This window comes from Sphingobium sp. (genome assembly GCF_036170395.1).
GTDB lineage: Bacteria > Pseudomonadota > Alphaproteobacteria > Sphingomonadales > Sphingomonadaceae > Sphingobium.
Map to the genome: position 1 here is coordinate 43,377 of NZ_JAVHPD010000047.1, position 14,389 is coordinate 57,765.

A 14,389-nucleotide genomic window follows, 5' to 3' on the forward strand; every position below is an offset into this window, starting at 1 on the left:
AATCTAGGGCCGCGCGGGCAAGCGCACAAGCACCAGCGCGGCGGCGACCGCGACCAGTCCCACCATGTCGCCCGCGCTCAGCCATTCGTCGAACAGCAGCCATCCCAGCACCGCCGACACCGCCGGCTGGAGCAGGAGGCTCAATCCCAGCACCAGCGGCGAGAACCAGCCGACCGCATAGGTGAGCAGCCCTTGGCCCACCAGTTGGCTGGACAGCGCGAGCAGGATCAGCGGCGTCCAGTTGCCCGGCATCACCCGCTCGCCCAGCGCCAGCGCGCAGAGCAGCAGCGCCGGCGCGCTCGCCAGGCTCGATCCGGCGAGCACCGACCAGCTGTCCAGCCGCCCGCGCGCGCCCTGCACGATCAGCAGATAGGCGGTGTAGAAGAGGCCCGCGAGCACGCAGAGCAGGTCGCCATGCAGGTTGCGGATCGACAGTTCGTAGCTGCCCGCCATCATCACCATCATGCCCGCCGTCGCCAGCGCCAGCGCGATCGCCTGGTTGCGGTCTGGCCGCTGGCGCAGCACCAGCAGCGCCCAGGCGGGCAGGAACAGCCCGCTCATATTGCCGAACACGGTGGCGTTGGCGACCTTGGTATAGAGGATGCCGACATGCCAAGCGGCGAGATCCGCCGCGAACACGATCCCCGACAGGACCAGCGCGCTCCATTCGCGCGCCGTGGGCGGGGTCCGCCGCCAGCCCCGCGCCGCCAGCAGGCAGAGAAAGGGCAGGGCGATCGTCACCCGCCAGAAAGCGGCGGCGACCGGCCCCACATCGGCAAAGCGCACCAGCACCGCGCCCGCCGGCAGGATGAGGTTGGCGAGAATAAGCGCCGGAAACGCGAAGCGGGGGGTTGCCATATGGGCGACAGGGGTTGAAGTCTGCATCGCGGCTCCCTAGCTGGCTTTCCGCAGCACGTCCCGTTGCATATTGCAACTTTATTGGCATTTTCTGCGTCAAAAGGGAGATTTTCGTGACGACCCTGTTCGATCCCATCCAGCTCGGCGCGATCGACGCGCCCAACCGCATCCTCATGGCGCCGCTCACCCGCGCGCGCGGCACCCGCGATCATGTGCCGACCCCGATCATGGCCGACTATTATGCGCAGCGCGCCGGCGCGGGCCTTATCATCAGCGAGGCGATCGGCATTTCGCGCCAGGGGCTGGGCTGGCCCTATGCGACGGGCCTCTGGAACCAGGATCAGGTCGACGGCTGGCGGCGCGTGACGGACGCGGTGCATGACGCGGGCGGGCGGATCGTCGCCCAGCTCTGGCATATGGGCCGGCTCGTCCATTCGAGCGTCACCGGCGAGCAGCCCGTCTCCTCCAGCCCCGTTGCCGCGCCCGGCCATGCCCACACTTACGAGGGCAACAAGGACTATGAAACGCCGCGCGCGCTCGCCGTGTCCGAAATCCCCCATCTGCTCGACACCTATGCGACCGCCGCGCGCAACGCGATCGCCGCCGGCTTCGACGGGGTTCAGCTCCACGCCGCCAACGGCTATCTGATCGACGAATTCCTGCGCAACGGCGTCAACGCCCGCGACGATGACTATGGCGGCAGCCCGGAAAACCGCGTCCGCCTGCTGCGCGAAGTCGTCGGCACGCTGACCAGCACGATCGGCGCGGACCGCACCGGCGTCCGCCTCTCGCCCAACGGCAATACGCAGGGCACGGACGACAGCGACCCGCAGAGCGTCTTCCCGGTCGCGGCCCAGGCGCTCGACGCGCTCGGCATCGCCTTCCTCGAACTGCGCGAACTCAAGCCCCACGGCACCTATGGCGCGAGCGAGGTGCCGCCGCTGTCGCCGATCATCCGCCAGCGCTATCGCGGGCCGCTGATCCTCAACAGCGACTATACCGGGGAGACCGCGCAAGCGGCGCTCGACAGCGGCATTGCCGACGGCATCGCCTTTGGCCGCCCTTTCCTCGCCAACCCCGACCTGGTAGAGCGCCTGCGCACCGGCGCGCCGCTCAACGATTGGGATAGCAAGACCTTCTACACGCAAGGGGCGGAAGGCTATACCGACTATCCCGCGCTGGAGACTGTCGCCTGATTAATCCTCCCCTTGTAGGGGAGGTGGCAGGCGCATAGCGCCTGACGGAGGGGTGTCCGCCTTTCGAGACGTGGACACCCCTCCACCATTTGCTGCACTCATGGTTTCCTTCCCATTGCAGGGGAGGATTTCTGCTTCACGCCACCCCGAACCGCTCGCGCAGGGCGAGCATGGCGATCGCCGCCTTGGCCGCTTCGCCGCCCTTGTCCTTCTGGTCGGGGCGCGCACGCACCAGCGCCTGTTCCTCATTTTCGACCGTCAGGATGCCATTGCCGATGGCGATGCCGTCCATGCTCAAAGCCATCAGGCCGCGCGCGCTCTCGTTCGACACCACTTCGAAATGATAGGTTTCGCCCCGGATCACCACGCCGATCGCGACGAAGCCGTCATAGCGCCCGGTCTCCGCCGCCAGCGCCGCCGCGCCCGGTATCTCCAGCGCGCCCGGCACCGTCACCACCTCATATTTATGGCCGCCCTCGTCCAGCGCCGCCTTCGCGCCCTCGATCAGCAGGTCGTTGAGATGGTCGTAGAAGCGCGCCTCGACGATCAGGAATTTCGCCACGGGATGTCCTTTGGTCAGAGTTCGATCGGGCGATGCCCGACCACGGAGAGATCATAGCCGTCGAGCGCGATCAGGCTGTGGTGGCTGTTGGTCAGCAGGATCATGTCATGGACGCCCAGTTCCGCGAGCAATTGCGCGCCCACGCCATAGTTGCGCAACTCGTCCATGTCGCCGGGCGCGCCCTTGCTCGCCCATCGCGTGATCGATTTGGAGAGGAACTCCCCATCATCCGCTCCGGCGAGCAGTACGATCAGCCCCGATCCTTCGCGCCCGATAATCTCCATCGACCGGGCGAGGAGGTCGCTGCGCTTGCCCTCCGCACCGTAAATGTCGTCCAGCAGCGACAGCTGGTGCATCCGCACCAGGGTCGGCTGGTCGGGCACGACATGGCCCTTCTGCAACACCATCTGCTCGGTGCGGGTGGCGCGATTGTAGAAGCTGATCGCTTTCCATTCGCCGCCCCATTTGCTGGCGAAGCTCGTTTCCGCGCGCCGCTCCACCATATGGTCGTGCCGGCGGCGATAGGCGATGAGGTCGCGGATCGTGCCGATCTTCATCTTGTGCTTCTGCGCGAAGGGGATGAGGTCGTCGAGCCGGGCCATCGTCCCGTCGTCCTTCATCACCTCGCAGATGACGCCCGACGGGTTGAGCCCGGCCAGCCGCGCCACGTCCACCGCCGCTTCGGTATGGCCGGTGCGGACGAGCACGCCGCCATCCTTCGCCACCAGCGGAAAGACATGGCCCGGCGTCACGATGTCGGTGCGCCCCTTCGACCCGTCGATCGCCACCGAGATGGTGCGGGCGCGGTCGGCGGCGCTGATGCCGGTGGTCACGCCTTCGCGCGCCTCGATCGACACGGTGAAGGCGGTTTCGTGCCGCGTGCCGTTGTTGCGGCTCATCAGTTCCAGGCCGAGCTGATCGACCCGATCCTTGGTCAGCGCCAGGCAGATGAGCCCGCGCCCGTGCGTCGCCATGAAGTTGATCGCGTCGGGCGTCGCCATTTGCGCGGGGATGACCAGGTCGCCCTCATTTTCCCGATCCTCGTCATCGACCAGGATGAACATGCGCCCGTTGCGCGCTTCGTTGATGATCTCTTCGGGACTGGCGAGCGCGGTCCCGCCCTCGCGCTTCAGCAGATAGGTTTCGAGCTTGCCGAGCGTATCGGCGGTGGGGTTCCAGTCCGCCTCGCCCAGCCGGCGCAGCGAATTGGCGTGGAGCCCGGCGGCGCGGGCAAGGCCCGACCGGGACATGCCGCCTTCGGTGACAAGGCTGCGAACGGTATCGAGAAGCGCGGACGACATGGGTGAACTCCTTCCAGACAGGCGTGCTGACCAACCCCAGCCCGTCATCCCCGCGAAGGCGGGGATCCATCTCCGGCGCTATCCTCTTGGTGGGAGGTTGGGAGATGGATTCCCGCTTTCGCGGGAATGACAGTCTAAAAATGACAATGTCAGGCAACAAGCCCGTAGAACGCCGCCCATATCACACTAGAATGTGATAATTACAAGCCCCAATCACATTGTGCGGTTGCGAAAGCCCTGCATCCGGTCGAGATAGCGCGCCAGCACGTCGATCTCCAGATTGACCTTCGCCCCTTCCGCCAGCCGGCCGAGCGTCGTCACGTCCCAGGTGTGCGGGATGAGGTTGACGGAGAAATGCGCGCCGCCCTCGACATCGCGCACCTCGTTCACCGTCAGCGACACGCCATCGACGGTAATGCTGCCCTTGGGCGCGATCATCGGGGCGAGCGCCGCGTCCACCGCAAAGCCGACCTTGTGCGAATCGCCGTCCCGGCAGACGCCTACGACCGTACCAAGGCCATCGACATGGCCGGTGACGATATGGCCACCCAGCTCATCCCCGACCTTGAGCGCGCGTTCGAGGTTCAGCCGCGCGCCTTCGTCCCACAGGCCCGGCGCGGTGCGCGCGACCGTCTCGGCCGACAGGTCCACCGCAAACCAGTCCGCGCCCTTCTCCACCACGGTCAGGCACGCGCCCGAACAGGCGATCGACGCGCCGATCGCGACCGTCTCCATCTCGTAAGCACAGCCGATCACGAGCCGCAGGTCGCCGCGCTGCTCATGGCTGCGGATCGTGCCGATGTCGGTGATGATGCCGGTGAACATATGCGTCAGTCCAATTTTTCCGTTCGCCCTGAGCGAAGTCGAAGGGCCAGACCGACCGGAGGGAGGTCACTTCGCTTCGCTCAGCGACGGGCTTCGACTTCGCTCAGCCCGAACGGGTGAGTTTGGAGGGTGATCTAAGCGCTCCGAACCCGCTCGTAAACCTCCAGCCGGTCGACGCCCAGCGCGCGCGCGTCGCTCATCCGCCAGCGCCCATGGGCCGCGCTCAGATCGGCAAGACCGATGTCGCCGATCCCCGCCAGCCCGTCCCCCACGATGATCGGCGCGCGATAGAGCAGCAGCCGATCGACAAGGTCCGCGCGCAGGAAGGCCGCCGCCACGCCCGCGCCGCCCTCCACCAGCAGATGATCGACCCGATCGAGCGTGGCGATCTCTTCGGGCGCGCCGATCCGCTCCCACCCCGCCGGCGCATCGCCCCGGCTCAGCAGCAGGCGGCGAGGGGAGCGATCCGCAAGGCCCGGCAGCCGCACATCGAGCAGCGGCGCATCGGCGCGCAGAGTCCCGCCGCCCACCAGGATCGCGTCGTGCCGCGCCCGCTCCAGATGGGCATGGGCGCGCGCGTCCGCCCCAGTGATCCAGCGGCTCGATCCATCCGCCAGCGCGATCCGCCCGTCGAGCGACAGGCCGAGCTTCAGCGTCACATGCGGCCGCCCCAGCGTCTGCCGCAGCACGAAGCCCGCCATCGCCTCCGCCGCCTCCCGCGCCATCAGCCCCATCTCGACCGCGACGCCATGGTCGCGCAGCCAGTCCGCACCCTGTCCGTCGGTGCGCGGATCGGGATCGCGGAGCGCTATGACCACGCGGCCCACTCCGGCGCGTGCGATCAGGTCGGCGCAGCGCGGTCCGCGCGGGGAAAGGTGGAAGCAGGGCTCCAGCGTCACATAGGCCGTGGCCCCCTGCGCCTGGTCCATCGCCTGGTCCAGCGCCTGCGCCTCGGCATGGGGGCGGCCGCCCTTCTGGGTCCAGCCGCGCCCGACGATCCTGCGTTCGCGCACGATCAGGCAGCCGACATTGGGATTGGGGGTGGAAAGGCCGCGCCCGCGCCCCGACAGGGCGATGGCGGCGGCCATATAGCGCCGGTCGTCCGCCGGTGAGGGGAAACCGCTCAGGGCCGGGCGATCCCGTCCTTCGCGCCCTTCTCGGCGGCTTCGGCCTTGGCCAGCCGCTCGTCGAGCATCGCGTCGATCGCCTTCACCGCTTCCTTGCGCTTCGCCGTATTGCGCTTCTCATCCTCGCGCCAGTCGATGCCAAAAGCGTCGGCATAGCCCTGCATCTTGCGCTGCTGCCTGATGAGCGCCGCCTCGCGCTTGGCGAAGTCGATCTTCTGCTGGAGGATGATCGCCGCGTCGGAGCGGTTCGCGTCCCAACTTTCGACATAGATGATCTTGTTGCGGGTCGGCATCGTGTTGGTGTTCGCGTCGATCACGAATGTCCACACGATGACCCAGGTCAGCGCCGCCGACAGGCCGAGCAGCGGCCATTTATGCCGTCGCGGCTGCCGGAAATAGCCCCAGAAGTCGCCGAGCGCGCTCTTGGGGGAAACGGGACGGGGAAAGATCGCCATGCCCCGCCTATAAGGCAGGACCGCGCCGGATGCAAAAGGGGTCATGGGCCGCTCCCTGTCGTTTTCATCCTTCCCCGTCATTCCCGCGCAGGCGGGAACCCATATCCCGCCCTGTCGTCACGCACGACGCCGGCATGACGATCAGGGCGGCCAATTGCTGCTACCGGTCGGTCAGGGTGAAGCGCACCGTCAGCACCTTGGTCGATGGCACCGGCACCCCGTCGCGAGTCGCGGGGCGGAAGCGCCATTTGCGCAGCGCGTGGCGCTCGGTCGCGGCCCAGAAACTCTCGTCCGTGGCGCTGACCTTCTCGATTCCCGTCACCCGCCCCTCGGCGCTGATGCTCACCCGCACCGTCACCTTGCCTTCCATCTGCTGCCGGATCATCGCGCCGGGATAGTCGGGCTGGAAGGCGGGCAGGGCGCGCGGGTCGATCTGCGGCTCGGTCAGCACCGGTTCGGGGATCGGCGGCGGAGGCGGGATATAGGGCGGGATCAACGGGCCTGTATCGGTCGGTCCGGCCGTCCCGCTGATCGGGGGATCGCCAGGCAGCGCGACTTCCGGCTTGGGGGCGGTCGGCTGGTCCGGCCGGGGCTGCGTCGGCAACTTGGTGTCCACTGGCTTGTCCGGCGTAACCTCGGGCGGCGGCGGGTCGTCTTCGACGGCGTAGGTCTCGATCGGCGGCGTAGGCCGCACGATCTCGATCACCTCCTTGGGGATCAGCAGAAACGCCCCGACCACCAACGCATGGACGGCGATCGTGCCGCCCAGCCCCAGCGGCGATTTCCGCCCCGCGCCATAGCGCGCCTGTTCCATGTCGCCATTCACGCTCATGAGTCGCATCGTTCGGCTCCTCTCGTCCTGCGCATCCTCTCCATATCGCCGCGCGCCGGTGACTCGGTCTGTTGCTACGATGAAATGATACAACATCATTCAATGATATGTTGCAACATTAAAATTGAGCCACGAAAGTGCGATTCAGCTGTCCCACTCGCTGTTCGCTTAAGCTATTAAGTGAGTGTCTCGATTAAATGGATGACCAGCCCCACCAGGCCGCCCACCAGCGTGCCGTTGATGCGGATATATTGCAGGTCGCGGCCGACCGCATGCTCCAGCCGGCTCGTCACCGTGCCTGCGTCCCACCCGCGCACCGTGTCGCTCACCAGCCGCACGATCGCGTCGCCATAGCTCGCCGCCGCCCCCACCGCCGCCCGCCGCGCGAAGCGGTTGATGACGACGCGCAGCCGCGCCTCCTGCTGGAGCGTCGCGCCCAGCGCCCGCACCGCTTCGCCCAGCCGCCCCGCCATCGCCCGCCCCGGATCGCGCGCCGCGCGCAGCAGCCCGGCCCGCGCCTGCTCCCACATCCCCTCGATCCAGCGCTGCATCGCCGGATTGTCGAGTATCTCGTCGCGGATGCCCGCGACCTTGGCCTGCATTTCCAGGTCGAACTGAAGGTCGAAGGCGAGCTTCGCCATCCCCTCCTCGGCCTTCAGACGCAGGCTGTGCTCGGGGTCCGCCGCCATCTCCGCCAGCATCTTGCGCAGCCCCGAAAGGATCGCGTTCGCCAGATTCTCGTCGAGTCCCGTCCAGCGCAGCACCTTGCCCGCGCGCTCATGCACCATCGCGCGGATCAGATGCTCGTTCGCCTCCAGCGTCCGGTCGGCCCAATGGATGATGCCGTCCAGCACCGGCCCGTGCCGCCCGTCGCGCATCGCCGCCTCTATCGCCTGGCCGATCAGCGGGGCGAGGTTGAGCGCGCGCAGCCGCTGGCCGATCGCCCCTTTGACCATGCCGCCCAGCCGCTCCTGGTCGAGCGCCTCCAATATGTCGGCGGCGAGCCGCGACGCGCCCTCGCGCAGCCGCCCGTCGCCGCCTGAGGGGCTTGCGAGAAATCGCCCGGCCGCGCTCGCGACATCCATATGCCGCATCCGCCGCGCGACCACGGCCGGGGTCAGGAAATTGTCGCGCAGGAAAGCGGCAAGCGTATCGCCGATCCGGTCCTTGTTGCGCGGGATGATCGCGGTGTGGGGGATGGGGAGGCCGAGCGGATGGCGGAAAAGGGCCGTGACCGCGAACCAGTCGGCAAGGCCGCCCACCATCGCCGCCTCGGCAAAGGCCTGGACGAAGCCGATCGCCGGGTGGAGATGCGCCGTCGCCCGCGCGATCGCGAACACAGCGGCCATGGCGACCAGCATCCCCGTCGCCACGATCCGCATCCGCCGCGCGGGATGCGCGGCAGGGGCGTCCTTGACGCGGGGCAGGCGGAGCATCGTCATCACTCCACAACGGTTACGCCGCCGTTTCGTTCAGGCAAGCCCCGTTCGGCCCTCCGGCGCTATTCGGCCGGCTGCGCCGCCCCGCCGCCATGCTTGTGCTCGGGCCGGTAGGTCAGCAGACCCCGGCCGAGGCGCGGGCCGATCCAGGCTTCCAGGCCGATCGCCAGGCTGAACACCGCCGGCACGATCACCAGGGTCAGCACCGTCGACAGGATAAGCCCGCCGATCACGGTGACGCCCATCGGCGCGCGCCATGCCCCGTCGCCCGAGAGCGAGACGGCGGTTGGCACCATGCCCGCGACCATCGCGACGGTCGTCATGACGATCGGCTGCGCGCGCTTGTGCCCGGCGTCGATGATCGCCTCCTTCTTGGGCACGCCCTTCTCCATCTCCTCCAGCGCGAAGTCGATGACCAGGATCGAGTTCTTGGCGACGATGCCCAGCAGCATGAGCAGGCCGATGAACACCGGCATCGACAGCGGCTGGCCCGCGATATGCAGTGCGATCGCTCCGCCAAGCGGTGCTAGCAGCAGCGACCCCAAATTGACGAAGGGCGGCATGATCCGCTTGTAGAGCAGCACCAGTACCGCCAGCACCAGCAGCACGCCCGAAAAGACGGCGATGACGAAGCTCTGGAGCATCTCCATCTGCCATTTGGCGTCGCCCGCGTTGATCTTCTGCACGCCCTGGATGCGGCCTTCGTTGATCGCCTTCATCGTCGGCAGCGCGTTGATCTTCGCCGTCGCCTGGCTGGTGACAAGGCCCGGTGCAAGGTCCGCGCCCACCACGACGCGGCGGATCTGGTTGTAGCGGCGGATCTGGGTCGGCCCGGCGCCGAAGCTGATGTCGGCGACCACGCGCAGCGGCACCGATCCGCCGGTGACGGTGGGCACCGGCATATTCTCGATCGTCGCCATGTCGCGGCGGCTGTCTTCGGACAGCGACACGCGGATCGGGATCTGCCGGTCGGACAGCGAGAATTTGGCGACATTCTGGTCGATGTCGCCGATCGTCGCGATGCGGATCGACTGGCTGAGCGCGGCAGTCGTCACGCCCATGCTGGCGGCGAGGTCGAGGCGCGGCTTGATGATGATCTCGGGCCGCTGCATGTCGCCCTGTACGCGCGGATCGCGCAGTTCCTTCAGCCCCGCCATCTCCTTGACCAGCTGGTTCGCGGTATTTTCCAGCAGCACCGGATCGTCGGACCCGAACATCATGATGACGTCGCGGCCGAAGCCGCCGCCCGACTGCGACTGGAAATTGACCCGCGCGTCGGCGATCGTCTGGAATTTGGGCGCAATCGACCGCTCCCAGTCGACCGAGGATGTCGGCCGGTCCTTCTTGAGCGTCAGGAAGATGTCGGCATTGGTCGGATTGATGTCGGCAAAGGCGGCCTCGACCGTATCGGTGTCGGCGGCCAGCATGTCGGCGACCTTGCGGGTGATGGCGGTGGTCTGCGCCAGCGTGCTGCCCGGCACCGTCTCGATCTTCACCTGGCTGAAATCGGTGTTGGTCGTCGGCTGGAAGGTCATCGGCAGCGTCGCAAAGGCGATGATCGTGCAGATGAAGGCGAACAGACCCGCGCCCAGCGTCCACACGCGATGATCGGTGAAGAAGCCCGCCAGCTTGTTGCGAAAGCCGCCCCGCGCCCGGCGTTCCTTCGCCTTGCGATCCTCCAGCGACCAGCGCAGCACGCCCATATAGCGGTCCATCAGCCAGCCTTCGCCATGCGTCTCCTCGCCATGGGCTTTGAGGAAATAGGCTGCGATCATCGGCGTGATGAGGCGCGCGACGGCCAGGCTCATGAGGACCGAGACGACCACGGTCATGCCGAACTGGATGAAGAATTGCCCGGCAAGGCCCGGCATCAGCGCGACCGGCAGGAACACCGCGACGATCGCCATGGTGGTGGCGAGCACGGCAAGGCCGATCTCGTCCGCCGCGTCGATCGACGCCTGATAGGCGCTCTTGCCCATGCGCATGTGGCGCACGATATTCTCGATCTCCACGATCGCGTCGTCGACCAGCACGCCGGCGACGAGACTGAGCGCCAGCAGCGAAATCCCGTTCAGCGTAAAGCCCATCATGTCCATGAACCAGAAGGTCGGGATCGCCGACAGCGGGATGGCGAGCGCCGAGATCATCGTCGCGCGCCAGTCGCGCAGGAACAGGAAGACGATGACGACCGCGAGCACCGCGCCCTCGATCATCGCCGACATGGCGCTGTGATACTGGCCCTTGGTGTAATCGACGCTGGTGTAGAGCTGCTTGAATTCGACCTTGGGATTTTCCTTCTTGAGCTTGTCCAGCACCTTCATCGCTTCGTCATAGACGGTGACGTCGGACGCACCCTTGGCCTTCTCCATGCTGAAGCTGGTGACCTGCCGCCCGTTCATCAGCGACAAAGTGCGCTGTTCGGCATACATGTCGCGCACCTGCGCCAGGTCGGACAGCTTGACCGTGCGCCCGCCGGAAATCGCGATCTGCGTCTCGCCGAGCGAGCGGGCATTGGGCGCGTTGCCGAGCACACGGATCGACTGTTCCGCTCCGGCGATTTCGGTGCGGCCGCCCGCCGCGTTCAGGTTCACCTGCTGCAACTGGCCGTTCACCTGCGCGGCGGTGACGCCATAGGCCTGCAGCTTGGCGGGGTCGAGGATGACGCGGATTTCGCGGCTGACGCCGCCGCCGCGATTGACCGCCGCCATGCCGGAAATCGCCAGCAATCGCTTGGCGACGGTGTTGTCGACATACCAGGACAGCTCCTCCAGCGTCATGTCGGTCGCTTCGGCGCTGAAATAGGCGATCGGCCCGCCATCCACGTCGATGCGGCGGACCTGCGGCTCCAATATGCCGTCGGGCAGGTCGCTGCGGATCTGGTCGACGGCGTTCTTGACGTCGTTCACCGCGCGATCGACCGGGGTGCCGATCTGGAACTGGACGTTGGTCAGCGACTGGCCTTCGGACGCGAAGGAGGTGATGTCCTCCACCCCGCTGATGCTGCGCACCGCCGCCTCGATCCGCTGGGTGACCTGGGTTTCCAGCTCCGTAGGCGCGGCGCCGGGCTGGACCACGGTCACGCTGACCATTGGGAAGCTGACGTCGGGATTGTTGTTCACGTCCATCCGCAGGAAGCTGACGATGCCCGCCAGCACCAGCGCGGCGAACAGCACAAGCGGACTCACCGGATTGCGGATCGCCCAGGCGGAAATATTGCGAAAACTCATGACGCGCTTCCTTTACCGGACGCCGGTCCACGGCATGTCCGTATCTCTCTTGCGGCGGTCGGGCGTGGCGCCCGGCCCGTCAGCGGCCCCTGGCCAGTTCCGGCTTCACCTTCTGCCCCGGCGTCAGGAAGGCGCCCGCCGACGTCACGATCTTTTCCGCGCCGCTGATGCCGCTGGTCACCGCGACCCCGGCGTCGGACACCTGCCCGACGGTCACGTTGCGCCGTTCGACCTGGTCCTTGGCGTTGACGATGTAGACGAAGCTGCCCTTGTCGTCGCTCTGCACCGCCGATTCGGGCAGCAACGGCGCGCTGCCCGATCCGCTGGTGATGAGCGCGGAGGCAAAGCCGCCCGGCCGCAGCGCATTGTCATAGGGCAGGGCGATGCGGGCAATGCCCTGCCGCGTCTGCGGGTCCACCACCGGGGAAACCTGCCAGACCCGGCCGGCAAAGCCCTGGCTCGATCCGATCGGCGTCACCGTGGCGCCGTTGCCCGGCCGCAGCGTCTGAAGATCGCCCTCGGCCACCTGCGCGCGCATCTCCATCTCGCCGCCTTTGGCGAGGCGGAAGAGGGCGGTGCCGCCCGCCTGGACGATCTGCCCCGGCTCGACTGCGCGGGTGAGGACAAGGCCCGCCGCCGGCGCGCGAATGTCGAGCCGCCCGGTGCGGGCGCGCTGTTCGTTGAGCTGCGCGATGGCGACATTGACGCGCGCCTGCGCCGCGTCGCGGGTGGCGGTGCGCTGGTCGATATCGGCGGCGCTGATGAAGCCGCGCGACACCAGCGCCTTGGCGCGGTCGAGCTGCGCCTGGGCGAGCTTCGCGTCGGCGCGCGCCACCTCGACCTGGGCGGCGAGCGAGCGCACCTGCTCGGCCTGCACCGATCGTTCGACGCTCGCCAATATCTGCCCGGCGCGGACCCAGTCGCCCGGCTCGACCATGACCCGAGTCACCATGCCGCCTTCGCCTACGACGCCGACCGGCATGTCGACCCGCGCGGCGAGCGACCCGGTGGCGCTGATCGTGCGGGCGACGGTGGACTGGCCGGGGCTGGTGACGGTGACGACCGGCGCGGGCGCGCTCGCGGCCGGCGTGGCCGCCTCCTTGCCGCCATAGAGCGAGATGGCGGCGGCCGCAGCGACGAGCAGCGCGGCCGCGCCGCCGCCGATCAGCAGCAGCCGCGTGCGCCGCCTGCGCGCGGCATCCTCATCGATGACGATCATCGTGTCGCCCATCAGCTGCGTCTCGTAATTCATGCCGTGCCTAGTCTTTCCGGCGCATAGCCCCTGTTCGGGAGCTGTGTTATATGAATATAGCACCCGGCTCAACCCCATTTATCATGCTTCATCGCGGGACGGCAGAGCCATAATGATCCGTATCGCGACGCTTGTGCATGGCGGAATGGAAGCGCATTCTTCGTTCGGCAAGAGGGGCGCCCGTCGGGTGGGGAGAGGAGCGCGGCATGGATTTTCTGGGATGGATCTTCATCGGTCTGCTGGCCGGCGCGCTGGCGAAGCTGGTCATGCCGGGCCGCGATCCGGGCGGCTGCGTCGTCACCATATTGCTGGGGATCGCCGGCGCGCTGCTGGCGGGGTTCGTCGGCCGGCTGGCGGGCATCTACCGGCCGGGGCAGGGCGCCGGCTTCATCGCCGCCGTTCTGGGCGCAATCGCCGTGCTCGCCATCTATCGCTGGTTCGCCGCGCGCCGGTAAGGCGCACGAAAAAAGGGCCGCGCTTCCCGCACGGCCCTTTTGAAGCAGTCTGGCGAAACGGCGCTTAGCGCACCGAACCGCGACGCACGAGGTTGACGATCGCCAGCAGGATGATCGCGCCGACCAGCGACACGAGGAAGCTGTAAACGGTCAGACCTTCGTTGATCGAACCGCCGCTGAAGATCAGACCGCCGATGAAAGCGCCGACGATGCCGACCACGATGTTGAGCAGGATGCCCTGCTGCGCGTCGGTGCGCATGACCATGCTGGCGAGCCAGCCAATGATGCCGCCGACGATAAGCCACAGAATGATGCCCATGATACTCTCCTTGCCACGCCCCCAGCGGGTTGGGTGCAGGGTTCAACGGCCGATATTCCGTCGCGTTCCATGGTCGTAAAAATGATTCCGGCCCGGAAACCATCTGCCCCCGCCGCCGTTATTCGCGCCCCCGAAACGAAAGGGGCCGCCGGACTTTCGTCCAGCGGCCCCTTTCCGTCAGCCAGCCCGCGGGCAAGCGCTCAATATTTCTGCTGCCGTTCGTAGAGGGACTTGTAATATTGGATGCGCGTGACGCGCAGCCCGTGCATCCCCGACCGATCGACTGCGCGCTGCCAGCCGGCGAATTCCTCCAGGGTCAGATTATAGCGGGCGCAGGCTTCATCGACGCTCAGCAGCCCGCCATTGACGGCGGCCACCACCTCGGCCTTGCGCCGCACCACCCAGCGCGTCGTATCCGACGGCGGCAGGCTGTCCAGCGTCAGGGGCTCCCCGAGCGGCCCGACGACCTGGGCGGGCCTGATTTTCTGGTTCTCGATCATTCTTACCCTCAATATGCGGCACTGGCGTTGTCGAATTCAGC

14 protein-coding genes are annotated in these 14,389 nt (G+C 67.3%); 2 read left to right on the top strand and 12 right to left on the bottom strand.

Features of this window, described 5'->3' with window-relative positions; translation table 11 throughout:
- Window positions 1–3: 3 nt before the first annotated feature.
- Complete coding sequence (locus V2B31_RS12505; RefSeq protein WP_328278975.1) at window positions 4–885, bottom strand: DMT family transporter; 882 nt, start codon at window positions 883–885, stop codon at window positions 4–6.
- Between the two features lie 86 nt (window positions 886–971).
- Between V2B31_RS12505 and V2B31_RS12510 the strand changes: the two genes are divergently transcribed.
- Entirely contained in the window at window positions 972–2,054 is a 1,083-nt protein-coding gene (locus tag V2B31_RS12510; RefSeq protein WP_328278977.1) for an alkene reductase, read from the top strand.
- Window positions 2,055–2,190: 136 nt separating this feature from the next.
- Here V2B31_RS12510 and ribH read toward each other — a convergent pair whose 3' ends face one another.
- The 9 genes from ribH to V2B31_RS12555 form a co-directional block, all read right to left on the bottom strand.
- Window positions 2,191–2,616, bottom strand: a complete 426-nt coding sequence (gene ribH / locus V2B31_RS12515) for a 6,7-dimethyl-8-ribityllumazine synthase (RefSeq protein ID WP_328278979.1) — start codon at window positions 2,614–2,616, stop codon at window positions 2,191–2,193.
- A 14-nt stretch (window positions 2,617–2,630) separates the two neighbouring features.
- Window positions 2,631–3,917 (bottom strand): 3,4-dihydroxy-2-butanone-4-phosphate synthase, encoded by a 1,287-nt coding sequence (gene ribB, locus V2B31_RS12520; protein WP_328278981.1) that lies wholly within the window; start codon window positions 3,915–3,917, stop codon window positions 2,631–2,633.
- 213 nt (window positions 3,918–4,130) lie between these two features.
- Window positions 4,131–4,742, bottom strand: coding sequence for a riboflavin synthase (locus V2B31_RS12525; protein WP_328278984.1), 612 nt, complete (start codon window positions 4,740–4,742; stop codon window positions 4,131–4,133).
- Between the two features lie 134 nt (window positions 4,743–4,876).
- Entirely contained in the window at window positions 4,877–5,869 is a 993-nt protein-coding gene (ribD, locus tag V2B31_RS12530) for a bifunctional diaminohydroxyphosphoribosylaminopyrimidine deaminase/5-amino-6-(5-phosphoribosylamino)uracil reductase RibD (RefSeq protein WP_328279262.1), read from the bottom strand.
- The gene (locus V2B31_RS12535; RefSeq protein ID WP_328278986.1) at window positions 5,866–6,324 is read right to left on the bottom strand and encodes a hypothetical protein; all 459 of its coding nucleotides are present in this window, start codon (window positions 6,322–6,324) and stop codon (window positions 5,866–5,868) included. Before V2B31_RS12535 ends, ribD begins: the two co-directional genes overlap by 4 nt.
- 160 nt (window positions 6,325–6,484) lie before the next feature.
- Entirely contained in the window at window positions 6,485–7,165 is a 681-nt protein-coding gene (locus tag V2B31_RS12540; RefSeq protein ID WP_328278987.1) for an energy transducer TonB, read from the bottom strand.
- Window positions 7,166–7,332: 167 nt separating this feature from the next.
- On the bottom strand, window positions 7,333–8,598 hold the full coding sequence (locus tag V2B31_RS12545; RefSeq protein ID WP_328278988.1) for a DUF445 domain-containing protein: 1,266 nt from the start codon (window positions 8,596–8,598) through the stop codon (window positions 7,333–7,335).
- Window positions 8,599–8,657: 59 nt separating this feature from the next.
- On the bottom strand, window positions 8,658–11,822 hold the full coding sequence (locus V2B31_RS12550; protein WP_328278990.1) for an efflux RND transporter permease subunit: 3,165 nt from the start codon (window positions 11,820–11,822) through the stop codon (window positions 8,658–8,660).
- A gap of 79 nt (window positions 11,823–11,901) precedes the next feature.
- Window positions 11,902–13,074: an efflux RND transporter periplasmic adaptor subunit gene (locus tag V2B31_RS12555; protein ID WP_328278992.1), complete on the bottom strand. Its 1,173-nt coding sequence runs from the start codon at window positions 13,072–13,074 to the stop codon at window positions 11,902–11,904.
- Between the two features lie 206 nt (window positions 13,075–13,280).
- Here V2B31_RS12555 and V2B31_RS12560 point away from each other — a divergent pair, with 206 nt between their 5' ends.
- On the top strand, window positions 13,281–13,529 hold the full coding sequence (locus V2B31_RS12560; RefSeq protein WP_328278994.1) for a GlsB/YeaQ/YmgE family stress response membrane protein: 249 nt from the start codon (window positions 13,281–13,283) through the stop codon (window positions 13,527–13,529).
- A gap of 64 nt (window positions 13,530–13,593) precedes the next feature.
- Here V2B31_RS12560 and V2B31_RS12565 read toward each other — a convergent pair whose 3' ends face one another.
- Both V2B31_RS12565 and sciP read right to left on the bottom strand, forming a co-directional pair.
- A complete protein-coding gene (locus V2B31_RS12565) occupies window positions 13,594–13,848 on the bottom strand; it encodes a GlsB/YeaQ/YmgE family stress response membrane protein (protein ID WP_328278996.1) in 255 nt (84 codons plus the stop codon).
- 200 nt (window positions 13,849–14,048) lie between these two features.
- Window positions 14,049–14,348, bottom strand: a complete 300-nt coding sequence (gene sciP, locus V2B31_RS12570; protein WP_328278998.1) for a CtrA inhibitor SciP — start codon at window positions 14,346–14,348, stop codon at window positions 14,049–14,051.
- Between the last annotated feature and the right edge of the window lie 41 nt (window positions 14,349–14,389).